Annotated in this window: 20 protein-coding genes and 2 pseudogenes; 9 read left to right on the top strand and 13 right to left on the bottom strand. The window is 72.4% G+C overall.

The window, feature by feature from the left end; all coding sequences use genetic code 11:
- A partial coding sequence (locus tag EAO76_RS28640; RefSeq protein ID WP_148840356.1) for a YihY/virulence factor BrkB family protein occupies nt 1–917 on the bottom strand: 917 nt, incomplete at its 3' end.
- A 142-nt stretch (nt 918–1,059) separates the two neighbouring features.
- On the opposite strand from EAO76_RS28640, the gene EAO76_RS28635 reads away from it, so the two are divergent.
- The 3 genes and pseudogenes from EAO76_RS28635 to EAO76_RS47740 all read left to right on the top strand — a co-directional run.
- Nucleotides 1,060–2,424 (top strand): FAD-binding oxidoreductase, encoded by a 1,365-nt coding sequence (locus EAO76_RS28635; protein ID WP_148838807.1) that lies wholly within the window; start codon nt 1,060–1,062, stop codon nt 2,422–2,424.
- A 67-nt stretch (nt 2,425–2,491) separates the two neighbouring features.
- Nucleotides 2,492–3,205 (top strand): annotated as a pseudogene (locus EAO76_RS46710) (SDR family NAD(P)-dependent oxidoreductase); the annotation flags it as partial.
- 177 nt (nt 3,206–3,382) lie between these two features.
- Nucleotides 3,383–3,532 (top strand): annotated as a pseudogene (locus tag EAO76_RS47740) (decaprenylphospho-beta-D-erythro-pentofuranosid-2-ulose 2-reductase); the annotation flags it as partial.
- A 102-nt stretch (nt 3,533–3,634) separates the two neighbouring features.
- Here the strand turns inward: EAO76_RS47740 and EAO76_RS28620 are convergent.
- A complete protein-coding gene (locus EAO76_RS28620) occupies nt 3,635–4,225 on the bottom strand; it encodes a 2'-5' RNA ligase family protein (protein ID WP_148838806.1) in 591 nt (196 codons plus the stop codon).
- Between the two features lie 111 nt (nt 4,226–4,336).
- A complete protein-coding gene (gene trpS / locus EAO76_RS28615) occupies nt 4,337–5,350 on the bottom strand; it encodes a tryptophan--tRNA ligase (RefSeq protein WP_148838805.1) in 1,014 nt (337 codons plus the stop codon).
- 246 nt (nt 5,351–5,596) lie between these two features.
- On the opposite strand from trpS, the gene rocD reads away from it, so the two are divergent.
- On the top strand, nt 5,597–6,802 hold the full coding sequence (gene rocD, locus EAO76_RS28610) for an ornithine--oxo-acid transaminase (protein ID WP_148838804.1): 1,206 nt from the start codon (nt 5,597–5,599) through the stop codon (nt 6,800–6,802).
- Between the two features lie 165 nt (nt 6,803–6,967).
- A complete protein-coding gene (locus EAO76_RS28605; protein ID WP_148838803.1) occupies nt 6,968–7,732 on the top strand; it encodes an SMI1/KNR4 family protein in 765 nt (254 codons plus the stop codon).
- A gap of 38 nt (nt 7,733–7,770) precedes the next feature.
- Here EAO76_RS28605 and EAO76_RS28600 read toward each other — a convergent pair whose 3' ends face one another.
- The 3 genes from EAO76_RS28600 to EAO76_RS28590 form a co-directional block, all read right to left on the bottom strand.
- A complete protein-coding gene (locus EAO76_RS28600) occupies nt 7,771–8,970 on the bottom strand; it encodes a glutathionylspermidine synthase family protein (protein ID WP_148838802.1) in 1,200 nt (399 codons plus the stop codon).
- Nucleotides 8,971–8,976: 6 nt separating this feature from the next.
- A complete protein-coding gene (locus tag EAO76_RS28595; protein WP_148838801.1) occupies nt 8,977–9,249 on the bottom strand; it encodes a hypothetical protein in 273 nt (90 codons plus the stop codon).
- Nucleotides 9,250–9,370: 121 nt separating this feature from the next.
- Nucleotides 9,371–10,780, bottom strand: a complete 1,410-nt coding sequence (locus EAO76_RS28590) for a PLP-dependent aminotransferase family protein (RefSeq protein ID WP_148838800.1) — start codon at nt 10,778–10,780, stop codon at nt 9,371–9,373.
- 47 nt (nt 10,781–10,827) lie between these two features.
- On the opposite strand from EAO76_RS28590, the gene EAO76_RS28585 reads away from it, so the two are divergent.
- Together EAO76_RS28585 and EAO76_RS28580 are read left to right on the top strand one after the other, a co-directional pair.
- Nucleotides 10,828–11,346, top strand: coding sequence for a carboxymuconolactone decarboxylase family protein (locus EAO76_RS28585; protein WP_148838799.1), 519 nt, complete (start codon nt 10,828–10,830; stop codon nt 11,344–11,346).
- A gap of 144 nt (nt 11,347–11,490) precedes the next feature.
- The gene (locus tag EAO76_RS28580; protein ID WP_148838798.1) at nt 11,491–12,225 is read left to right on the top strand and encodes an isocitrate lyase/phosphoenolpyruvate mutase family protein; all 735 of its coding nucleotides are present in this window, start codon (nt 11,491–11,493) and stop codon (nt 12,223–12,225) included.
- A 64-nt stretch (nt 12,226–12,289) separates the two neighbouring features.
- On the opposite strand, the gene EAO76_RS28575 is transcribed toward EAO76_RS28580, so the two are convergent.
- The 5 genes from EAO76_RS28575 to EAO76_RS28555 all read right to left on the bottom strand — a co-directional run bounded on the left by EAO76_RS28575 (nt 12,290) and on the right by EAO76_RS28555 (nt 17,210).
- Nucleotides 12,290–13,666 (bottom strand): radical SAM protein, encoded by a 1,377-nt coding sequence (locus EAO76_RS28575; protein ID WP_148838797.1) that lies wholly within the window; start codon nt 13,664–13,666, stop codon nt 12,290–12,292.
- A gap of 171 nt (nt 13,667–13,837) precedes the next feature.
- Nucleotides 13,838–14,827, bottom strand: a complete 990-nt coding sequence (locus EAO76_RS28570) for a malate dehydrogenase (RefSeq protein WP_148838796.1) — start codon at nt 14,825–14,827, stop codon at nt 13,838–13,840.
- Between the two features lie 166 nt (nt 14,828–14,993).
- Nucleotides 14,994–15,215: a hypothetical protein gene (locus tag EAO76_RS28565; protein ID WP_148838795.1), complete on the bottom strand. Its 222-nt coding sequence runs from the start codon at nt 15,213–15,215 to the stop codon at nt 14,994–14,996.
- 357 nt (nt 15,216–15,572) lie between these two features.
- Nucleotides 15,573–16,316 carry a DUF3017 domain-containing protein gene (locus EAO76_RS28560; RefSeq protein WP_148838794.1) on the bottom strand — a complete coding sequence of 248 codons (744 nt, stop codon included), beginning with the start codon at nt 16,314–16,316 and terminating at the stop codon, nt 15,573–15,575.
- Nucleotides 16,317–16,346: 30 nt separating this feature from the next.
- Nucleotides 16,347–17,210, bottom strand: coding sequence for a bifunctional methylenetetrahydrofolate dehydrogenase/methenyltetrahydrofolate cyclohydrolase (locus EAO76_RS28555; RefSeq protein WP_148838793.1), 864 nt, complete (start codon nt 17,208–17,210; stop codon nt 16,347–16,349).
- Between the two features lie 228 nt (nt 17,211–17,438).
- On the opposite strand from EAO76_RS28555, the gene EAO76_RS28550 reads away from it, so the two are divergent.
- On the top strand, nt 17,439–18,161 hold the full coding sequence (locus EAO76_RS28550; RefSeq protein ID WP_148838792.1) for an RDD family protein: 723 nt from the start codon (nt 17,439–17,441) through the stop codon (nt 18,159–18,161).
- 124 nt (nt 18,162–18,285) lie between these two features.
- Here EAO76_RS28550 and purH read toward each other — a convergent pair whose 3' ends face one another.
- Both purH and purN read right to left on the bottom strand, forming a co-directional pair.
- Nucleotides 18,286–19,839, bottom strand: coding sequence for a bifunctional phosphoribosylaminoimidazolecarboxamide formyltransferase/IMP cyclohydrolase (gene purH, locus EAO76_RS28545; protein WP_148838791.1), 1,554 nt, complete (start codon nt 19,837–19,839; stop codon nt 18,286–18,288).
- Nucleotides 19,826–20,482, bottom strand: coding sequence for a phosphoribosylglycinamide formyltransferase (gene purN / locus EAO76_RS28540; protein WP_148838790.1), 657 nt, complete (start codon nt 20,480–20,482; stop codon nt 19,826–19,828). Before purN ends, purH begins: the two co-directional genes overlap by 14 nt.
- A gap of 309 nt (nt 20,483–20,791) precedes the next feature.
- Between purN and EAO76_RS28535 the strand changes: the two genes are divergently transcribed.
- Nucleotides 20,792–21,682 (top strand): hypothetical protein, encoded by an 891-nt coding sequence (locus EAO76_RS28535; RefSeq protein ID WP_148838789.1) that lies wholly within the window; start codon nt 20,792–20,794, stop codon nt 21,680–21,682.
- The last annotated feature ends 18 nt before the right edge of the window (nt 21,683–21,700 follow it).

Below are 21,700 nucleotides of genomic sequence, written 5' to 3'. Positions count from 1 at the left end.
AGCATGTACGGCGCCTTCGGGGTGCCCGTGGCCCTGCTGCTCTGGCTCAACTTCACGGCGAAACTGCTGCTGTTCTGCGTCGCCGTCCAGGCGGCGCAGAACAGCAGCAGTTTCGCCGTGAAGTTGAGCCAGAGCAGCAGGGCCACGGGCACCCCGAAGGCGCCGTACATGCTCTTGGACGCCACGCCCTTCATGTAGCTGCCGAGCAGCAGCTTGAGCAGTTCGAAGCCGATCGCGCCGATCGCGCCCGCGACCAGCAGACTGCGCCGCGGCGGCTCCACGCCGGGCAGCAGGGTCAGCAGGTAGAGCAGCAGCAGGAAGCCGCCGAGCGCCCCCACGGCCATGGCGGCCACCTGGAGCACCACACCGCCCGCGCCCCGGTCCGAGATGTTCAGCAGACCGGCGGTCCGGCCGACCGCGACGGTGCCCACCGAGGAGATCGCGAGGGTCGCGAGCGCCGCGCCGCCGAGCCCGAGCAGCAGCCCCGCGTCCTTGAGCTTGCGGACGACCGGGTTGCCCGTGTCCACGTCGTCCCGGCCCCAGACGGCGCGCAGGCAGTCGCGCATCGAGCCGAGCCAGCCGATCCCGGTGAGGAGCAGCAGCGCACCGGCCACCGCCCCGACCGTGCCCGCGTGGGCCACCAGGCCCTCGATGCCGAGCTGGTCGGAGATGCCCGGCACCTGCTCGGCGAGCTTGTCCTCGATCTTGCGCAACTGCTCGTCGGAGAGCAGCGCGGCACCGATCGCCGCACCGACCGCGATCAGCGGGAAGATCGCCAGGAAGCTGGTGAAGGTGATCGCGGCGGCGAGCCTGGTCCAGTGGACCCGTTCCAGCGTCTCGTAGGAACGCCAGGCGTGCGTCGTCATCAGCCGGGAGACGATCGGCCCGATGACGGGGAGTTTCTTCAGCCAGTCCATGACGTACGGCTTACCCGTCCGGGCGCCGGGAACCGTACCCGGCCCCCTCGGTGTGCGGCCCGACACTCCCTCAATCACCCATAACGGTGAGCACTGTAACAAATCCCCCAAAAGGGTTTTCCCTGGCGCTACGGTCACCGTCATGTCTGTCGACACGGTGTCCCTGACCGGCTGGGGCCGTACCGCCCCGACGACCGCTCTGCGGTTCCGCCCGCGCACGTACGAGGAGGCGGCGGCGACGGTACGCGGCTGCGGACCCCGTGGCTCCATCGCCCGGGGGCTGGGCGGATCCCACGGCGACGCGGCGCAGAACGCGGGCGGCTCCGTCCTCGACATGACCGCGCTGGACCGGATCCGCACCGTCGACGCCACCGCCGGGCTGGTGGTCTGCGACGCCGGGGTCGGCCTGCACCGGCTGGCGGAGGTCCTGCGACCGCTCGGCTGGTCCGTGCCCACCCCGTCCCCGAACCGGTACGTCACCGTGGGCGGCGCGATCGGCGCCGACGCGCACGGTCACGACCAGCACCACTCCGGCTCCTTCTCGCGCCACGTCCAGGAGTTGGAGCTGCTGACCGCCGACGGCGAGATCCACACGGTCCGTCCCGGCACCGTGCTCTTCCACGCGACCGCGGGCGGTCTGGGCCTGACGGGCGTGATCCTCTCGGCGACACTGCGCTGCCACCGCGCCACCGGGTCGTGGCTGTCGGTCGACACCGAACGCGCCGTCGACCTGGACGACCTGCTGGACCGGCTCTCCGCCGGGGACCACCGCTACCGCTACTCGGCCGCCCGGATCGACCTGCTCTCCCGCGGCCGGGCGACGGGGCGCGCCGTGCTCACCCGGGGCGAGCCCGTGCCCGTGGACGGACGGGCACCCCGGTACGCGCGTCCGGCGCGCGCCCGGCGCACCCCGTCCGCGTTCCGCCCGGGACGGCTGCCGTCCCTCTCCGCCCTCGTGCCCCACTCGCTGCCCGGCGGGGTCTGCGCCGCCCTCCTGGGCGAGCTCCGGTACCGCGGCGCGCCCGGGTACCGGCCCGGCGAACTCCAGCGGCCCGCCGAGTTCTTCCGCCTCCTGGACGGGCCGGTCCGGGACCGGCCCCGGGGGCGCGCCGGGTCGGTGCGGTACCAGTTCGCCGTCGGGTTCGGGCAGGAGGAGGCGCTGCGGCGGATCGTGCGCCGGATCTCCCTGCGGCGCTGCCCGTCGTCGTACGCGGTGCTGAAGCGGTTCGGCGCGAGCGACCCGGGCTGGCTGTCGTTCCCCGTGCCCGGCTGGACGCTCGCCCTCGACCTGCCCGCCGCCCTGCCCGGCCTGGCCCGGTTCCTGGACTCGCTGGACGAGGAGGTGGCGGCGGCCGGCGGCCGGGTCTGCCTGGCGAAGGACTCCCGGCTGCGGCCCGAGCTGCTGGCCGCCATGTATCCGAAGCTGGACCGATTCCGTTCGCTGCGCGCCGAGTTGGACCCGTACGGGGCGTTCCGATCGGACCTGTCGCGCCGTCTGTCGCTCTGACCGGCGCCGCGTTCCGCACACCCCACCATCCCTCTGGTCACCACCCCTGTCTGCAAGGAGCGCTTTCGTGAAGGACGCCTTCGGGGCCCCGCAGTCCCTGCTCGTACTCGGCGGCACGTCGGAGATCGCCCTGGCCACCGCACGGCGGCTGATCGCGCTGCGGACCCGCACGGTCCGGCTGGCCGGGCGCCCCTCCCCCGCCCTCGACGCGGCCGCCGCCGAACTGCGCGCACGCGGCGCCGACGTCCGCACGGTCGACTTCGACGCCCTCGACTCCGAGTCCCACGAGGCCGTGCTCGGCGAGGTCTTCGCCGAGGGCGACGTCGACATGGTGCTGCTCGCCTTCGGGATCGCGGGCGACCAGGAGCGCGACGAGGAGGAGCCGCTCTCCGCGGTCCGGGTCGCCCAGACCAACTACACGGGGGCCGTCTCCGCCGGGCTGGTGTGCGCCGGCGCGCTCCAGGCGCAGGGGCACGGTTCGCTGGTGGTGCTGTCCTCGGTGGCGGGCGAGCGCGTGCGCCGCGCCGACTTCATCTACGGGTCCAGCAAGGCGGGTCTGGACACGTTCGCTCAGGGGCTGGGCGACGCGCTGCACGACACGGGGGTGCATGTGATGGTCGTGCGTCCCGGCCTCGTACGGTCCGGCCCCGTGCGGCCGGGGACGGCCCCCGACGACGCGACGGGGACGACCGGGGCCGGCGAGACGGCGGCCGGGACCGCGGCGACGGATCCGGTGGCGGAACCCGTGGCGGTGGCGGCAGTGGCCGGAATCACGGATCCGACGGGCACCGCGGGAAGCGGAAGCGGTACGCGGGTCGACGCACGGGGCGGTACGCGGATCGGTGCCCCGTGGATCGGCACGTCGCGGGCCGGTGCGCCGTGGATCGGTGCGCCCCGGGTCGAGGCGGCCCGGCTCGCCGCCGCCCGGTTCGCCTCGGCGCCCCTGGAGGCGTCGTCCCTCACCACGACCCCGGACGCCGTCGCGGAGGCCATCGTGGCGGGGCTGCGACGGCGCTCGGAGACGGTCTGGGTGCCCGGATCGCTGCGCGCGGTGATGTCGGCGCTGCGGCACGTGCCGCGCCCGCTGTTCCGGCGCCTGCCGCTCTGAACCGGAGGAACCGGACGGGGCGGCGGAGGCGAAAGGGTCACCCGGGGCACGCCGGGGTCGAAGGAGGCGTGCGGGGGGTGGCGATCAGGACTGGGGCGGTGATCAGGACTGCAGGGAGGGTTCGTCCACGGACGAGCTGCCCTGCGCGGGCACGGCCGGCATGCCGTCCCCGGTCCCGAACGGGAACTCGTTGATCTTGCGCCAGACGCTGTCCGCGCCCTGCTCGTACAGCGCGAAGGAACCGCAGGTCCAGGACGCCTCGTAGTCGGAGAGCTCCTCGTACGCCCGGTCCATCGCCGCCTCGGGGATGTCGTGCGCCACGGTCACGTGCGGGTGGTACGGGAACTGGAGCTCGCGGACCAGCGGCCCCGAGCCGTCCCGGACCCGCTTCTGGAGCCAGGAGCAGGCCGAGCCGCCCTCGACGACCTGCACGAAGACCACCGGCGACAGCGGCCGGAAGGTCCCCGTGCCGGACAGCCGCATCGGGAAGGGACGGCCGCCCGTCGCGATCCGGGCGAGGTGCGCCTCGATCGCGGGCAGGGCGGCCGCGTCGGCCGCGGTCGGCGGAAGCAGGGTGACGTGGGTGGGAATGCCGTACGCGGCAGGATCCCCGAAGCTCGCGCGCCGCTCCTGGAGCAGGCTGCCGTAGGGCTCCGGGACCGCGATCGAAACGCCGAGCGTTACGGTCCCCACGTCGTTCTCCTCAATCCTCGATGGTCGATGACCTGTTTTCGGCCACCCACCTGGTCGGCTTCCGTCGCCAGTGTGCAGCCTGCGGCCCCGAAACCGCCAGGGTCCTTGGACTCAGTGCTTCGCAGGCAGGAAGCCCATTCGGTCGTACGTACGAGCCAGGGTCTCGGCCGCGACGGACCGCGCCTTCTCCGCGCCCTTGGCCAGGATCGAGTCCAGCGTCTCCGGGTCGTCCAGATATTCCTGGGTGCGGGTCCGGAACGGTGTGACGAACTCGACCATGACCTCGGCGAGGTCGGTCTTGAGCGCACCGTAGCCCTTGCCCTCGTACTTCTGCTCCAGATCCGCGATACCGACGCCCGTGAGTGTCGAGCAGATGCTCAGCAGATTGCTGACGCCGGGCTTCTCCACGCGGTCGAAGCGGATGACCGTGTCGGTGTCGGTGACCGCGCTCTTCACCTTCTTGGCGGTGGCCTTCGGCTCGTCGAGGAGGTTGATCAGACCCTTCGGGGTGGCCGCCGACTTGCTCATCTTGGACGACGGGTCCTGGAGGTCGTAGATCTTCGCCGTCTCCTTGAGGATGTACGGGTCCGGCACGGTGAAGGTGTCCCCGTAGGTGCCGTTGAACCGCTCGGCGAGGTTGCGGGTCAGCTCCAGGTGCTGGCGCTGGTCCTCGCCGACCGGGACCTGGTCGGCCTGGTACAGCAGGATGTCGGCGACCATCAGCATCGGGTACGTGAAGAGACCGACGGTGGCGCGGTCGGCGCCCTGCTTGGCGGACTTGTCCTTGAACTGCGTCATGCGCGACGCCTCGCCGAAGCCGGTGAGGCAGTTCATGACCCAGCCGAGCTGGGCGTGCTCGGGGACGTGGCTCTGGACGAAGAGCGTGCACCGCTCGGGGTCGAGACCGGCGGCGAGGAGCTGGGCGGCGGCGAGCCGGGTGTTGGCGCGCAGCTCCGCGGGGTCCTGCGGAACGGTGATCGCGTGCAGGTCGACGACCATGTAGAAGGCGTCGTGGGATTCCTGCAGCGCCACCCACTGGCGGACCGCACCGAGGTAGTTGCCGAGGTGGAACGAGCCTGCGGTGGGCTGGATTCCGGAGAGCACGCGGGGGCGTTCAGAGGCCATGGGACTCATTGTCTCAGGTACGGGAGCGATCTCCGGCAGCCGGTGCGGAAGGCACCCGGACCGGGCGCGCGCACCGCCGCGGATGAGACGAGGATCACGGCGGGGGCCGGGAGGGGCGGGCGCGGACGCCGGTGCCGGCCGGTCGGGCACGCCGGGAATCGGAGGTTTCCTCGGACCGGATCCGACCGACGATACAAAGTGGGCACCACCCCGCCCACGCCCATGCCCACGACGAACGGAGATCCCGTGTCGATCACGGAAAACGCCATCGCCTCCGCCGAGGCGCACAGCGCGCACAATTACCATCCGCTCCCTGTCGTGGTCGCCACGGCGGAGGGGGCCTGGATGACCGATGTCGAGGGCCGGCGCTACCTCGACATGCTCGCCGGTTACTCGGCACTCAATTTCGGCCACGGCAACCGGCGCCTGCTCGACGCGGCCAGGGCGCAGCTGGACCGGGTGACCCTCACCTCGCGCGCCTTCCACCACGACCGGTTCGCCGACTTCTGCACGCAGCTCGCCGAGTTGTGCGGCATGGAGTCGGTGCTCCCGATGAACACCGGGGCGGAGGCCGTGGAGACCGCGGTGAAGACGGCCCGCAAGTGGGGCTACCGGGTGAAGGGCGTCCCGGACGGCATGGCGAAGATCATCGTCGCCGCGAACAACTTCCACGGCCGGACGACGACGATCATCAGCTTCTCCACCGACCCCGAGGCGCGGGAGGACTTCGGCCCCTACACACCGGGGTTCGAGATCGTGCCGTACGGGGACCTCACCGCGCTCCGGGAGGCGATGACGGACAACACCGTCGCGGTGCTCATGGAGCCGATCCAGGGCGAGGCCGGGGTGCTGGTGCCGCCGCCGGGCTACCTCCCGGGGGTGCGCGAGCTCACCCGCGAGCGCGGCGTGCTGTTCATCGCGGACGAGATCCAGTCGGGGCTGGGCCGGACCGGGAAGACCTTCGCGTGCGAGCACGAGGGCGTCGTGCCGGACATGTACGTGCTCGGCAAGGCGCTGGGCGGCGGTGTGGTGCCGGTGTCGGCGGTGGTCTCGTCCCGGGCGGTGCTGGGGGTGTACCGCCCCGGCGAGCACGGTTCGACGTTCGGCGGCAATCCGCTCGCCTGCGCCGTCGCGCTGGAGGTCGTCGCGATGCTCCGCACCGGCGAGTTCCAGCAGCGGGCGGCCGAACTGGGCGAGCACCTGCACCAGGAGCTGGGGCTGCTGGTGGGCGGCGGCGCGGTGGAGGCGGTACGGGGCCGCGGGCTGTGGGCGGGCGTGGACATCGCCCCGGCCCTCGGCACGGGCCGGGAGATCTCCGAGAAGCTGATGGAACGCGGGGTGCTGGTCAAGGACACCCACGGCTCGACGATCCGGATCGCGCCGCCGCTGGTGATCAGCAAGGAGGACCTGGACTGGGGGCTGGAACAGCTCCGCGGCGTCCTGCGCCACTGACCCGGGAGCCGGCGCGCCGGTCCGGGGGCAGCGGGCCTCCGGATCGGGGCATCGGACCTCCGGTCCGGCGGCTCGGCCGACGTGCCGGGCCGCCGGACCGCCGGGCCGCGGCGGGGGTTTCTCCCGCGGGCACGGTCCGGTGGCCGGCCTGGCAGACTCTGCGCCGTGAGACCTGACCTGACGCAACTGCGGGACCTCGTCGAGGAGTCGCCGGGGTTCGGCCGCGGGTCGGCCTCCGCCGTGCCGGAGGAGGCGATCCGGGACGCCGAGACGCGCGTCGGCCCGCTGCCGCCCTCGTACCGGTGGTGGCTGGCCGAGTTCGGCCACGGGCGGGCCGGCGGCGCGCAGATCGCGACGGCCGGGCCCGCCGGGGCGGCCGACGACGACATGTACGAGGCCATCACGGCCGCGTGGCGGCTGAGCGGCGCCCGGCTGTGCTTCGCCGTCGAGCCCGACTGCGGGGACAGCTACTCCTTCGCCCTCGACCGGGACGGGGAGGCCGGGGCCGGGGAGCATCCGGTGGTGTGCCGGGACGGCATCGACGGCGAGGAGTACCCGGTGGCGGAGTCCTTCGCCGGGTTCCTGGCCGTCCGGGCCGCACGGCTGCGCGGGCTGCGGGACGGCCCCAACCCGACGGTCGCCCGGCTGTGGCGCTCGACCCCGGGCGTGCTGCTCGGCAACGGCGTCCACGTCTACGGCCCGCACACCATCGCGGAACGCAACGAGACCTTCGAGGTGGCCCGGTACGCGCCCCACTGGGTGCTGGTCGGGGACGACGGCGGGGGCGACGGGTTCTTCATGCGCCGCCACGGCCGCGACCGCGTCTCCGTCCACCGGCTCGGGCTGGGCGCGGTCCGCGCGGACGTCGCGGCGGCGGGCGAACCCGTGACGGACGACCTGATCGGCTGGCTGCGCGCGGCCGGGGCCTGACGGGGCGACGGGTTCCCGCCGCCCCGCCCGGACGGCCCTCAGAGGATGACGTGCGGCAGGAAGCGGGCGTACTCGTCCGTGACCGGTCCGGCGGACTCCCGGATGCCCAGGCCGGCCGCCTCGTCCTCGACCACCCAGGCCCCCAGCACCACGCGGTTGCCGTCGAAGTCCGGCAGCAGCGCGAGCTCCTGGTAACAGCACGGTTCGTCGCTCAGCACCGCGGGGCTGCCCGGTCCGTGGACCGTGACCCCGGCCCCCTCGCGGCCGAGCAGCGGCTTGGCGACGTAACCGGGGCCGGGTCCGTCGCCCGTGCCCGCCGCCAGGTCGCGGGGGCCGTCGAGGTAGGACGCGAGCAGGTTCGGGTGGCCCGGGTAGAGCTCCCAGAGGATCGCCAGCAGCGCCTTGTTGGACAGCAGCATCTTCCAGGCGGGCTCGATCCAGCAGGTGGTGCCGCTGCCGCCGCCGTTGTCGAGGGTGTCCAGCACGTGCGGGCCGAACCGGTCGGTCGCCAGCCACTCCCACGGGTACAGCTTGAAGCAGCTGCGGATGAACCGGAGCCGTTCGTCGACGAACCGCCCGCTCAGCCGGTCCCAGCCGATCCGCTCGACGGAGAGCGCCTCGGTCTCGATGCCGGCCTGCTCCGCGGTCTCCCGCAGATACGCGACCGTCATCAGGTCCTCGCCCAGTTCGTCCCCGTCGGAGTGCGCGAAGTGCAGCGGCCCCGGCGGCAGCAGGGCGGCCTGCCGCCGCCACGCGTCCACGAGCCGTTCGTGCAGCGAGTTCCACTGGTCGGCGCCCGGGAAGCGGTCCTCCATCCAGAACCACTGGGCGCTCGCGGCCTCCACCAGGGAGGTGGGGGTGTCCGCGTTGTACTCCAGCATCTTCGCCGGGCCGGTCCCGTCGTAACGCAGGTCGAACCTGCCGTACAGGGACGGGAGTTCGGCCCTGCGGTGCCAGGACTGGGCGATCAGGCCGGCCAGCCGGCGGTCGGTGATGCCGAGTTCGGCGAACCGGTCCTTCGCCACGATGTTCGCGGCCGCGGCCAGGCACATCGCGTGCAGCTCCTCGACCACCTCCTCCAGTGCCTCGACCTCGGGCAGGGAGAAGACGTAGTAGGCGCTCTCGTCCCAGTACGGGCGCAGCGATCCGTCCGGGTAGCGGGTGAGCGGGAAGACGATCCCCTGCTCCTCCACCGTCTGCTGCCAGCCGGGACGCGGCTGCGTGGTGCGGCGCTCCATGCCGGCTCAGCCGCCGCCGGTGCCCGAGCAGCCGAAACCGCCCCGGTCGACCGCCGACTTGTTGAAGCTGCCGCCCTCGACCTTGCCGTTCTTGCTGCTGCCGCCGTAGTAGTACGAGCCCTTGCCGCCGCCCTTGCACTCGTAGCTCGGCAGCTTGTCCCGGCTGACCGGGTCGACGCACCGCTTGTCCGGTTCCGAACCGCAGGAGGTGATCATCGCGGCGAGCACCCCCATGCCGCCGAGCACCACCGTGCTCGACCGCAGCCTTCGTACAGCCATGTCTCCCCCGTAGTAAAGATCAAGCCAGTGTGACCATCGAACGCGACCGTTCATCAGACTAGCGCGGGGGGTTCGGGCCCCGGCGGGACAGGTCTCGGGCCCGACGGGCACGGCCGGGAGGTCACCGGGTGGGCAGTACCCGGCACAGGGCGTCCAGGGCGCCGGCCCAGGCGCTGTCGGTGGGTGTTCCGTAGCCGATGACCAGGGCGTCCCGCCCCGGTGCCGCGTCGGGGTGGCGGAAGCGCGAGATCCCCTCCAGCGCCAGCCCCTGCCACGCGGCCGCCCGCAGCACGGACGGCTCGCTGCCCTCGGGGAGTTCGAGCACGGCGTGCAGTCCGGCGGCGATGCCGCTGATCCGGACCTCCGGGGCCCGTTCCGCCAGGGCCTCGACGAGCTGGTCGCGGCGGCGCCGGTAGCGCAGCCGCATCGAACGCACGTGCCGGTCGTACGCGCCCGACCCGATGAACTCCGCGAGCGTCAGCTGGTCCAGCGCGCTCGACGACCAGTCGCTCACCCCCTTGGCCTCGGACACCTCCCCCACCAGGTCCTCCGGCAGCACCATCCACCCCAGCCGCAGGCCGGGGGCCAGCGATTTGCTCGTCGTCCCCAGATGCACCACGCGTTCGGGGTCGAGGCCCTGGAGCGCGCCGACCGGCTGGCGGTCGTAGCGGAACTCGCCGTCGTAGTCGTCCTCCAGGATCAGCCCGCCCGTGGCCCGTGCCCAGTCCACCGCCGCGGCCCGGCGGTCGGGGTGCAGCGGCACCCCGGTGGGGAACTGGTGCGCGGGCGTCATCAGGACCGCGCCCACGCCCCGCAGTCCGGCCAGCTCGTCGGTCCGCGCCCCGAAGCCGTCGACCGGCAGGCAGGGCAGCCGCAGCCCGGCCTCCCGGAGCAGGTCGTAGTGGATGTCCAGCCCGTACGACTCGACGGCCACCTCCCGCACCCGCCGCCTGCGCAGCACCGTCCCCATCAGTTTCAGCGCGTGCGCGAAGCCGGCGCAGATCATGATGCGTTCCGGGTCGGCGTGGACGCCCCGGGCACGGGCCAGGTAGTCGGCGAGCACGGTGCGCAGTTCGACGCGTCCCCTCGGGTCGCCGTACCCGAAGGCGTCGTGGGGCGCGGCCGTCAGGGCGCGGCGGGCCGCCCTGAGCCATTCGGCGCGCGGGAACGTCGAGAGGTCGGGCGACCCGCCCAGCAGGTTGTGCGCGGGCCGGGAGCGCGTCGTCCGGGTCCGGGTGACCCGGGTGGCCGAGGGGCGCGGCTCCGCCCGCCGGGCCACCCGGGTGCCCGAGCCCTGCCGGGCGGTGAGCCAGCCCTCGGCGACCAGTTCCGCGTAGGCGTCGGCGACGGTGTTGCGGGCCATGCCGAGGTCGGCGGCGAGCCCGCGGGACGACGGCAGCCGGGTGCCGGGGGCCAGCCTGCCCGTCCGCACGGCCTCCCGCAGGGCGTCCATGAGCCCGGCCCGCAGCCCGGTCGATCCGGTGGTGTCGAGATGCAGGTCGGCACCGAAAGTGGCCCATGAATCCGTCATGGAAATGGACCATACATGTGCGCCACCCGGCTCGTAGTGTCGTACTCATGACGACGAACGAGAACAGCGCACCGGCCTCCGGCCTCAACCCCGAGCACACCCCCCGCCTGAAGCAGCCCTGGGCCGAGCTCGCCCCCGACGTCTACAGGGCGATGGTCCGGCTGGACGGGGCGTCCCGGAAGGGTCTCGACCCGGTCCTGGCCGAGCTGGTGAAGATCCGTGCCTCGCAGCTGAACCACTGCGCCTTCTGCCTCGACATGCACACCAAGGACGCGCTCGCGGCGGGCGAGTCGGTCGAGCGGATCATCCAGCTCGGCGCGTGGGAGGAGTCGCGGCACTTCTACACGCCCAAGGAGATCGCGGCCATCGAGCTGACCGAGGCGGTGACCGTGCTGACCGACGGTTTCGTGCCGGACGAGGTGTGGGAGAAGGCTTCCGAGCACTTCGACGAGACCGAGCTCTCCCACCTGGTCGCCGCGATCATCACGATCAACGCGTGGAACCGCTTCGCGGTGACCACCCGCATGGTTCCCGGCCACTACAAGCCGGGCGACATCAAGCACTGACCCGGCAGCGGTCCCGGTGCGGCCCCGGCCCGACCGCGGCGCTTGGCCCGCACGCCGCGTGCCGGGTCACGCGCCCGGTGCCACCCGGCGCATCCGCGTCCCCGCCCTCGTCCGCCTTCCGGCCCGCACCCACAGGAGTCACGCATGACCGCGTCCGTCCTCCGCACCCTGCACCACGACCGCACCCCGGGCGACCCGCTCGTCCTGCCCGGTCCGTGGGACGCGGCGAGCGCCCGCGCCTTCGCCGACGCGGGCTTCCCGGCGCTCGCGACGCCCAGCGCCGGGATCGCGGCCTCGCTCGGTTACGAGGACGGGGCGACGCCCGCCGCCGAGATGTTCGCGGCCGTGGCCAGGATCGTGCGGGCCGTCCCGGCCTCCGTGCCCGTGTCGGCGGATGTCGAGGCGGGTTACGGGCTGGCCCCGAAGGAGCTCGTGGAACGGCTCCTGGAGAGCGGGGCCGTCGGCTGCAACCTGGAGGACTCGGTCGACGGCACGCTCGTCGGGGCCGAGCGGCAGGCGGACCGGATCGCCGCGGTCCGGGAGGCCGCGGGCGATCTCCTCTTCGTCAACGCCCGCGTCGACACGTACGTCCACGGCTCCCCCGACACCGCGGACCCGGAGGCGGAGACGGTCCGCCGGGCCCTGCTGTACGTGGCGGCGGGCGCGGACTGCGTCTACCCGATCCTGGCCCCGCCCGAGGCACTGCCCCGGCTGGCCGCCGCCGTCCCCGGCCCGCTCAACGCCCTCGCCCTGCCGGACGGCCCGGCCCCGCGCCGGCTCGGCGAGCTGGGCGCCACCCGGATCACCTTCGGCCCCGGGCTCCAGCGCCGCGCCCTGGCGGCCGTGCGGGAGATCGCGCAGGAGCTGCGGAAGGCGTAGGGCCGGGCCGTCCGGGCCATGCCGCGGCCGCTCCCGACAGGCTTCCGGGAGCGGCCGCGGCCCCTCATGCCCGTCTGCCGCCGAAGGCCGCCAGGGTCCGTTCCAGCATCGGCATGGCCCGTACCACGTTGCGGGAGCGGATCAGGGCGTCCCAGGCGGGCTCGAACTTCTTCCAGCCGCCCGCGTACGCCAGGTGCCTGAGCCGTTCGTGCGTACCCGGCTGGGCCGCGGCGCCGCGCCATATGTTGGACCACCGGTAGAAGTCGCGGTACGCGCGCCAGTAGCCGTCCTCCAACTGGCGCGGCGTCATGCCCTTGGGGCGGTGGACGACGTGGCGGGTGTCGTAGAGGTCCCAGTCCCGGTGGACGATCCGGTCCTCCGCCTCCAGCTGCTTCCACAGCCCGGTGGACGGGTACGGCGTCATGATGTGGAAGGTGGCCGTCTCGATGCCCTGCCCGACCGCCCACTCCACCGTGCGGTCGAAGACGTCCGGGCCGTCGTGGTCGAGCCCGAAGACGAAGCTGGCGTTGACCATGACCCCGGCGTCGTGGAGCCGGCGCACGGCGGCGGTGTAGTCCTTGCCGATGTTCTGGTCCTTGCGCCGCTCGGCGAGGTTCGCGCTGTTCACCGTCTCGAAGCCGACGAACAGACTGCGCAGCCCCGCGTCCACGGCGCGTTCCAGCAGGTCCGGCTGGAGCACGGACTTCACCGTGCCGGCCGCCTGCCAGAGCCGCCCCATGCCGGCCATCCCGTCGAACAGCGCCTCGGCGAAGCGGCGGTTGCCGAACAGGTGGTCGTCGAGGAAGTACAGGTGCCTGCCGGGCAGCCGCTCGATCTCGGCGAGCGCGTCGTCCACCGCCTGGGTGTAGAAGGACTTCCCGCCCTCGAAGAAGGCGTCCTTGTAGCAGAAGTCGCAGTGGTGCGGACAGCCCCGCGAGACGACGATCGAGTTCGGCACCAGGTACAGATGACGTTTGATCAGGTCGCGCCGTACGGGCGGGAGCCCGGCCAGGGTGCGCAGCTTCGAGTCGTAGCGGCGGCCCGGCGCCCCGTCCCGGAACTCCTTGAGGAACAGCGGCCAGGTGTCCTCGCCCGGCCCGGTGAAGATCGTGTCGGCGTGCGCGGCGGCCTCGTCCGGCAGCGAGGTCACGTGCAGGCCGCCCATGGCGACGTGGACGCCCCGGGCGCGGAAGTGGTCGGCGATCTCGTAGCCGCGCCGCGCGGAGGTGATGTACGGCTGGACGACCAGGAGGTCGGGGCTTTCGAGCGCCTCGATGTCCACCCGTTCGACGTGCTCGTCGAGGAGCGTCACCTCGTCGTCCGGGTCGAGGTACCCGGCGAGGGTCGCCAGGCCCAGCGGCGGGAAGAGCGAGTACTTGATGGGCCGGAACAGCGGGCTGGTCGCCTCGGTCAGTGCCGGGAGGATCATCGTCACGCGCATGAAAGCCCAGACTCGGGAAGCCCCGCGATCAGTTCCCGGCCGGGGCCGGGTACTCCACGTCGTCGGGGAACGTGACAGTCGGGGGCCCTTCTGTCACGTTCCCCGACACACGTCGCCCCCGGCAGCGGGTGCTGCCGGGGGCGACGGGGTACGCGCGAAGGGGCGTACGGATCAGATCAGGCCGAGCTCGCGGACCGCGTCGCGCTCCTCGGTGAGCTCCTTCACCGAGGCGTCGATGCGCTTGCGGGAGAAGTCGTTGATCTCCAGGCCCTGGACGATCTCGTACGTGCCGTTCTTCGTGGTGACCGGGAAGGACGAGATGATGCCCTCGGGCACTCCGTAGGAGCCGTCCGACGGAATGCCCATGGAGGTCCAGTCGCCCTCGGCGGTGCCGTTGACCCAGGTGTGCACGTGGTCGATGGCGGCGTTGGCGGCGGAGGCGGCGGAGGACGCGCCACGGGCCTCGATGATCGCGGCGCCGCGCTTGGCGACGGTCGGGATGAAGGTGTCGGCCAGCCACACCTCGTCGTTGACGACCTCGGCGGCGTTCTTGCCCGCGATCTCCGCGTGGAAGATGTCCGGGTACTGGGTCGCCGAGTGGTTGCCCCAGATGGTCAGGCGCTTGATGTCGGAGACCGTGGTGCCGGTCTTCTTCGCCAGCTGCGTCAGCGCCCGGTTGTGGTCCAGACGGGTCATCGCGGTGAAGCGCTCGGCCGGTACGTCCGGGGCGGCGGCCTGCGCGATGAGCGCGTTGGTGTTGGCCGGGTTGCCGACGACGAGGACCTTGATGTCGTCCGCGGCGTTGTCGTTGATGGCCTTGCCCTGCGGCTTGAAGATGCCGCCGTTGGCGGAGAGCAGGTCACCGCGCTCCATGCCCTTGGTGCGCGGGCGGGCGCCGACCAGCAGGGCGACGTTGGCGCCGTCGAACGCCTTGTTGGCGTCGTCGGTGATCTCGATGCCGCGCAGCAGCGGGAAGGCGCAGTCGTCGAGCTCCATCGCGGTGCCCTCGGCGGCCTTCAGGGCCGGGGTGATCTCCAGGAGGCGCAGGTTGACCGGCACGTCCGGGCCGAGCAGGTGGCCGGAGGCGATGCGGAAGAGCAGCGCGTAGCCGATCTGGCCGGCTGCGCCGGTCACGGTGACATTCACGGGAGTGCGGGTCATGGCGATCTCCGTTAGACAGCTGGCGGTGGGGGTCCCTGCCCCTGGTGCTGGACATCCCCGGTCTGAATCTTGACGTGAAGAGATATCCAGCGGTCAGGCTATCCGACCCGGAACCTTCCGGCGGCCCGGCCCCCTGTGGCACCGCACACAACCCGTCACACAGCGCTCACCCGGACGAATCCGGTCGCTCGGAGGAGGCCGGGGGGAGGCGGGGCTGCCAGGGCTGGTCGGGCCGGTTCTCGGGCGGTGCGGCGAACGGGTTGTCGTCCGCGGGGCCGGGCGTCCCGGCGGACCCCGGGGTGCCGGAGGAGGAGTCCGTGGAGGACTGGCGCTCCCGCATCAGCAGTGGGGGGACGGGGTGCACGGGAGTGTTCGGAACCAGGCTCACGCCCTCCGTGCGCCCTTGTTCGCCACTCCGTTGCCGGACAATCACACCTTGGCGGAATGGTCACTTCCGTGCCACAGGCCCCAGCCGTCCCTTGAACACCATCGTCCCCTCGACCAGGCTGAACGCAGGACGGGGGCAAGGCCGATCAAGTCGCCGCGGTCCGGGACGGAAGCGTTCCGGACCGGGTCTCGCCCCGGGTGTCCGTCCCTTCTCGGGGGAGGGGACGGGCACCGTCCCGCAACCGCGCGACCGCCCGTACGGACCGGGCCCGACGGACCGGGCCGACGGACCGCGAACCGGCCGGTCGTCGACCGGCCGACCGCTCGCCGGCCGCTCGCGGACCGACGAGTCGACGGATCAGCGGATCGTGAAGTGGACGACCTGTTCGAGGAACGGGACGTCCAGCCACGGCTTGGGCTGAGCCACCAGCGCCAGCATCACGATGAGGAAGCCGAGCACTCCGTAGGTCACCAGGTCGGTGAAGCGGGAACGGACCGCCAGCATGCCGACCGACCGGACCGTCATCCGCAGCACCGCGCCGCCGATGAGGGCCGCGCCGATCAGCATCGTGCCGACCCGGAACGCCTCGGCGAAGGGATCGACGGCCACGATCAGCAGCCCGATCCCCGCCGTGCAGAGCACGGCGAGCAGCGGCCACTGCCGGGCCGGGGCGGGTGCGTCCCCGGGCGCGGCCCGGCCGCCGCCCTCGGGTCGCGCGGTGTCCTTGGTGAACAGGGGGAACCGCCGGGACGCCCGCGGAGCGGTGCCGGAGCCCCCGGCCCGGGTGCTGCCGGAGGCGGCGGGCGCGGCGTCCGGGGCCGTATCCGTACCGGAACCCGCTTCCTTCCCGGAGTCCGGGCCGGGCACGTCGGCGGGCGCGGCGGAGACCGCTTCCTCACCCGCGTCCTCACCCGCGTCCGCGTCCGGCCGCGCCCCGCCACCGGCGGCGCTCTTCTCCGGCTCCGGGCCGGTCCTCTTCTTCCCCGGGCCCGCTCCGGTCTCCGCCCCGGTCCCCGCGCCCGTCCCCGCACCCGTCTCCGGGGCCTCGTCCGTACGCGTGTCCTCGGCGGTCGGGTCGGCCGGACTCGTACCAGCACCCATGGGGTTCCTTCCGGATTCGGGTCGGCCGGTTCAGACGGCGGCGGCCGCGTTGCGTTCGGCCGCCTCGACCACGTTGACGAGCAGCTGCGCGCGGGTCATCGGGCCGACACCGCCCGGGTTCGGGGAGATCCAGGCGGCGACCTCGGCCACGCCCGGGTGGACGTCCCCGACGATCTTGCCGTTCTCGTCCCGGCTGACGCCGACGTCGAGCACGGCGGCGCCCGGCTTCACGTCCTCGGGCTTGATGATGTGCGGCACCCCTGCGGCGGCGACGATGATGTCGGCCTGCTTGAGGTGGGCGGAGAGGTCACGCGTACCGGTGTGGCACTGGGTGACGGTGGCGTTCTCGGACCTGCGGGTCAGCAGCAGCGGCATCGGGCGGCCGATCGTGACGCCCCGGCCCACGACCACGACGTTCGCCCCGTTGATCTCCACGCCGTGGTGGCGGAGCAACTGGACGACGCCCTGCGGGGTGCAGGGCAGCGGGCCCGTCTCGTTGAGCACCAGGCGGCCGAGGTTCATCGGGTGCAGGCCGTCGGCGTCCTTGGCCGGGTCCATCAGCTCCAGGACGCGGTTGGTGTCGATCCCCTTGGGCAGGGGGAGCTGCACGATGTAACCCGTGCAGTCGGGGTTCTCGTTGAGCTCCCGCACGACCGCCTCGATCTCCTCCTGGGTGGCGGTGTCGGGGAGTTCGCGCTGGATGGAGCCGATGCCGACCTGCGCGCAGTCGCGGTGCTTGCCGTTCACGTACCAACGGCTGCCCGGGTCGTCCCCGACCAGCAGGGTTCCCAGGCCGGGGGTGATGCCCCGTTCCTTGAGGGCCGCCACGCGGACGGTGAGATCGGACTTGATCGCGGCTGCGGTGGCCTTGCCATCGAGAATCTGGGCAGTCATGTCCCCATACTCGCGGATGACCCCGCCCCCATACCAATTCCAGCTGCTGTGAGCGGCCACGATGTTGCACTTGGGCAACATCCACCGGCCGCGACTGGACAAACTTACTTTTCATTTATAACGATTAACGCCGCAGTGCCGCAGTAGTACCCGGGGGGCGGACCACTGAACTCTTCTTTCCTCCGTGCGGCCGCATCGTCCCCGCATGCACGTTGGAGGAACGCCCACATGAGTTTCGGCGCCCCGAACCCGGACCCGAACAATCCGTACGGCCAGCAGCCCCCGCAGGGCCAGCCCGGCTACGGCTACCCGCAGCAGCCCCCGCAGGGTCAGCCGGGTTACGGCTACCCGCAGCAGCCGCCGCAGGGTCAGCCGGGCTACGGCTACCCGCCCCAGGCCCCGGGCACGCTCCAGGCCAACAACGGCTACATCAACGTCCCGGTCCTCGGCACGGTCCAGGTCGCCTCGATGGGCCGCCGCTTCGGCGCGCGCCTCCTCGACGGCCTGATCATCGGTGTCCTCTACGGCATCCTCACCGCGGTCGGCGTGGCCGGCGCCCTGGGCCTCGCGGAGAGCGCCGAGGACTGCGGTTCCGCTCTGGACCCGGGTTACCAGTCCTGCGTCAACGAGGCGAGCGGCAGCATCATCGTCACCATGCTCGGCATGGTCGCCCTCTTCGGTCTGATCACGCTGCTCTACGAGTGGCTGATGATCGCGCTGGCCGGCGCGACCCTCGGCAAGATGGCCCTCGGCCTGAAGGTCGTCAAGGAGAACACCGGGCAGAACCCGGGCCTCGGCGGCGGCTTCATCCGCTGGATCATCCCGATCGTCGGCGCGTTCCTCTGCTACATCGGCGCCATCCTGGTCTACCTGTCGCCGTTCTTCGACAACTCCGGCAAGCTCCAGGGCTGGCACGACCGCGCCGCCGGAACCATCGTCGTCAAGAAGTAACGCGACGCCTTTTCCGTTCCACGACACGAAGGGCCGGAACTCCTCCCGGAGTTCCGGCCCTTCGTGTTGTGCGCCGGTGTTGTGCACCGGCGTTGCGGAACGGTGTTGTGAACCGTCGGCGAAATCAGTGGAAGAAGTGGCGCGTACCCGTGAAGTACATCGTCACGCCGGCCTTCTTCGCGGCCTCGACGACCAGTTCGTCACGGACCGAACCGCCCGGCTGGGCCACGGCCTTCACACCGGCCGCGGTCAGGATCTCCAGTCCGTCCGGGAACGGGAAGAAGGCGTCGGAGGCGGCGTACGAACCGCGGGCGCGCTCCTCGCCGGCCCGCTCGACGGCCAGCTTCGCGGAGTCGACGCGGTTGACCTGGCCCATGCCGACGCCGACCGAGGCGCCGTCCTTGGCGAGCAGGATCGCGTTGGACTTGACCGCGCGGCACGCCTTCCACGCGAAGGCGAGCTCCTTCAACTCGTCGGCGGTCAGGGCCTCGCCGGTGGCGAGGGTCCAGTTGGCCGGGTCGTCGCCGTCGGCCTGGAGGCGGTCGGTGACCTGGAGCAGCGCACCGCCGTCGATCGGCTTGACCTCGACCTCGGCGGCCGGGGCGTCGGGGCAGCGCAGCACGCGGATGTTCTTCTTGCGGGCCAGCACCTCGACGGCGCCGTCCTCGTAGGCCGGGGCGACGATGACCTCGGTGAAGATCTCCGCGACCTGCTCGGCCATCGCGACGGTCACCGGGCGGTTGACGGCGATGACGCCGCCGAAGGCGGAGAGCGGGTCGCAGGCGTGGGCCTTGCGGTGGGCCTCGGCGACGTCGTCGGCGATCGCGATGCCGCACGGGTTGGCGTGCTTGATGATCGCGACGCACGGTTCGGCGTGGTCGTACGCGGCCCGGCGCGCGGCGTCGGTGTCCGTGTAGTTGTTGTACGACATCTCCTTGCCGTGCAACTGCTCGGCCCCGGCCAGGCCGCCGGTGCCGGTGGTGTAGAGCGCGGCGGGCTGGTGCGGGTTCTCGCCGTACCGCAGGACGTTGCTCCGCTCGTACGTCGCGCCGAAGAAGTCGGGGAAGCCCGAGTCGTCGGCGGCGGCGTAGTCGTCCGCGAACCAGGACGCCACGGCGACGTCGTACGCGGCGGTGTGCTGGAACGCCTCGGCGGCCAGGCGCTTGCGGGCGGTCAGGTCGAAGCCGCCCGCCCGGACGGCCGCGAGGACGTCGGCGTAGCGCCCGGGGCTGGTCACGACCGCCACGGACGGGTGGTTCTTGGCGGCGGCGCGGACCATGGACGGGCCGCCGATGTCGATCTGCTCCACGCACTCGTCGGCGGAGGCACCGGAGGCGACGGTCTCCTTGAACGGGTAGAGGTTGACGACCACCAGGTCGAACGGCTCCACGCCCAGCTCGGCGAGCTGCTCGCGGTGGGCGTCCAGGCGCAGGTCGGCGAGGATGCCGGCGTGGACGCGCGGGTGCAGCGTCTTGACGCGGCCGTCGAGGCACTCGGGGAAGCCGGTGAGCTCCTCGACCTTGGTGACCGGGACTCCGGCGGCGGCGATCCTGCCGGCGGTGGAGCCGGTGGAGACCAGCTCGACACCCGCCTCGTGCAGACCGCGGGCGAGGTCTTCGAGCCCCGTCTTGTCGTAGACACTGACCAGGGCGCGGCGGATGGGCTTATTCACCGACATGACCGAGATGAACCTTTCGTCCCTCAATGCGATAGCCGTCGCGGGCGAGCCGGCCGACGGCCTCGACGAGCAGCTTGCGCTCGACTTGTTTGATGCGTTCGTGGAGGGCCTCTTCGCCCTCCGCCGTGTCCTCTTCGGTCACCTCGACCACGCCCTGCGCGATGATCGGGCCGGTGTCGACGCCGTCGTCGACGAAGTGGACGGTGCACCCGGTGACCTTCACGCCGTACGCGAGGGCGTCACGCACCCCGTGGGCACCGGGAAAGCTGGGGAGCAGGGCGGGGTGGGTGTTGACGAACCGGCCGCCGAACCGGGCGAGGAACTCCTTGCCCACGATCTTCATGAACCCCGCGGACACCACGAGGTCCGGGCGGTGTTCGGCCGTCGCGGCCGCGAGCGCCGCGTCCCACTCCTCGCGGGTGGCGTGGTCCTTGACCCGGCACACGAAGGTCGGCAGTCCGGCGCGCTCCGCCCGTTCGAGACCGGCGATGCCCGAGCGGTCGGCGCCGACCGCGACGACCTGTGCGCCGAAGCCCTCGGGGTCGTCGCCGATGGCGTCGAGCAGTGCCTGGAGGTTCGTGCCCGAGCCGGAGACCAGTACGACCAGACGGGCCGGGGCGGCGGAGGGGGGCGGGGAGGCCACGGCTGGGCCCTTTCTCGCGTGATGAAGCAGAGCGGTGCTGAATTTGTATGGTCGTACGAAAGAACCGAGCCCCTCGATACGGGGAACTCTACGAACAAGTCGACCGCCAGCAACGATACCGGCACCGCGGAGAACCCCCACGGGACGGGGGGCGCGGGCCCCCGGCCCCGCGGCGCGCGCCCGGGTGACGGGTATCGGCCATCCGTGCTCCGCTCCCCGCTTTCGGCTGCTCCTGGCCGGGAGGTAGCGTCAGGGGACAGCGAACCGTCCACAGGGCGGAAATGACGAGATGGGGAAGACGTTCACCACATGCCGGACCCACGCCGCAGCACCGCCTTCCGCCGCCCGCTGCCCGAGCGGGCCCCACTGCTGATGCGGGAGCGCCAGTCCTCCACGGACTCCTCCTCCGGCACCCCGGGGTCCGCCGGGACGCCCGGCCCCGCGGACGACAACCCGTTCGCCGCACCGCCCGAGAACCGGCCCGACCAGCCCTGGCAGCCCCGCCTCCCCTCGAACACCGGCAACGGCGGCGGTAACGGCGAGGGTTCGTCCGAGGGCGGCTCCTCCGACGACCGGTCCGGCCGGGGCGGTCAGTGGAGCAGCCGGCAGCCGGGCCGCCAGGGCGGCGGCTTCGGCGGGCGCCCCGGGGGCCAGGGCGGGCCGAACGGCCAGGGCGGATCCGAGGGCAACCCCGGCGGTCTGCGCTGGGACCCGACCGACCCCGCCCAGCGCCGGGCGCGCTACGCGCTGCTCTGCGGCATGTGGGCCTTCTTCTTCGCGATCTTCGACTTCCCGGAGATCGCCCTGCTGCTCGGCGCGCTCGCCGTGTACTGGTCGATCAGCTCGCTCCGGGCCAAGCCGGGGGAGGCCACCGGCCGGGCCGGTTCCGCCCCGGCTCCGGGGGCCCCGGCCGGCGGACCGCTCCAGGGTTCCGGTTCCGGACACGTCCCGGCGGCCGCGCCCGGCACCCCCGGCGCCCCCGCGGTCCAGAACGGCGGCAGGCAGCAGACCACGGCGGCGATCAGCGGTCTGGTGACGGCACTGATCGCGCTCTCGATCGTCGCGACGACGTTCACGGTGCAGCTGGTCTACCGCGACTACTACACCTGCGTGAACGACGCCCTGACCAAGTCCGCCCAGCTGGCCTGCAACGACCAGCTGCCGAAGCCGCTGGAGCCGTTCTTCGGCGTGAAGAACTAGGAAGAACCGGCACGAGCC

Origin of the sequence: Streptomyces sp. sk2.1 (assembly GCF_008120935.1) — a bacterium.
GTDB lineage: Bacteria > Actinomycetota > Actinomycetes > Streptomycetales > Streptomycetaceae > Streptomyces.
Note: the sequence above shows the minus strand (reverse complement) of the source record. Positions and strands in the feature narration are given on the sequence as shown.

Coding starts and splice junctions, on each gene's coding strand:
- EAO76_RS28570 (WP_148838796.1), bottom strand. CDS start 14,827: ATGACCCGCACTCCCGTGAATGTCACCGTGACCGGCGCAGCCGGCCAG.
- EAO76_RS28580 (WP_148838798.1), top strand. CDS start 11,491: ATGACCGCGTCCGTCCTCCGCACCCTGCACCACGACCGCACCCCGGGC.
- EAO76_RS28635 (WP_148838807.1), top strand. CDS start 1,060: ATGTCTGTCGACACGGTGTCCCTGACCGGCTGGGGCCGTACCGCCCCG.
- EAO76_RS28535 (WP_148838789.1), top strand. CDS start 20,792: ATGCCGGACCCACGCCGCAGCACCGCCTTCCGCCGCCCGCTGCCCGAG.
- purH (WP_148838791.1), bottom strand. CDS start 19,839: ATGTCGGTGAATAAGCCCATCCGCCGCGCCCTGGTCAGTGTCTACGAC.
- EAO76_RS28595 (WP_148838801.1), bottom strand. CDS start 9,249: ATGGCTGTACGAAGGCTGCGGTCGAGCACGGTGGTGCTCGGCGGCATG.
- EAO76_RS28600 (WP_148838802.1), bottom strand. CDS start 8,970: ATGGAGCGCCGCACCACGCAGCCGCGTCCCGGCTGGCAGCAGACGGTG.
- EAO76_RS28550 (WP_148838792.1), top strand. CDS start 17,439: ATGAGTTTCGGCGCCCCGAACCCGGACCCGAACAATCCGTACGGCCAG.
- EAO76_RS28560 (WP_148838794.1), bottom strand. CDS start 16,316: ATGGGTGCTGGTACGAGTCCGGCCGACCCGACCGCCGAGGACACGCGT.
- EAO76_RS28585 (WP_148838799.1), top strand. CDS start 10,828: ATGACGACGAACGAGAACAGCGCACCGGCCTCCGGCCTCAACCCCGAG.
- trpS (WP_148838805.1), bottom strand. CDS start 5,350: ATGGCCTCTGAACGCCCCCGCGTGCTCTCCGGAATCCAGCCCACCGCA.
- EAO76_RS28555 (WP_148838793.1), bottom strand. CDS start 17,210: ATGACTGCCCAGATTCTCGATGGCAAGGCCACCGCAGCCGCGATCAAG.
- EAO76_RS28575 (WP_148838797.1), bottom strand. CDS start 13,666: ATGCGCGTGACGATGATCCTCCCGGCACTGACCGAGGCGACCAGCCCG.
- EAO76_RS28590 (WP_148838800.1), bottom strand. CDS start 10,780: ATGACGGATTCATGGGCCACTTTCGGTGCCGACCTGCATCTCGACACC.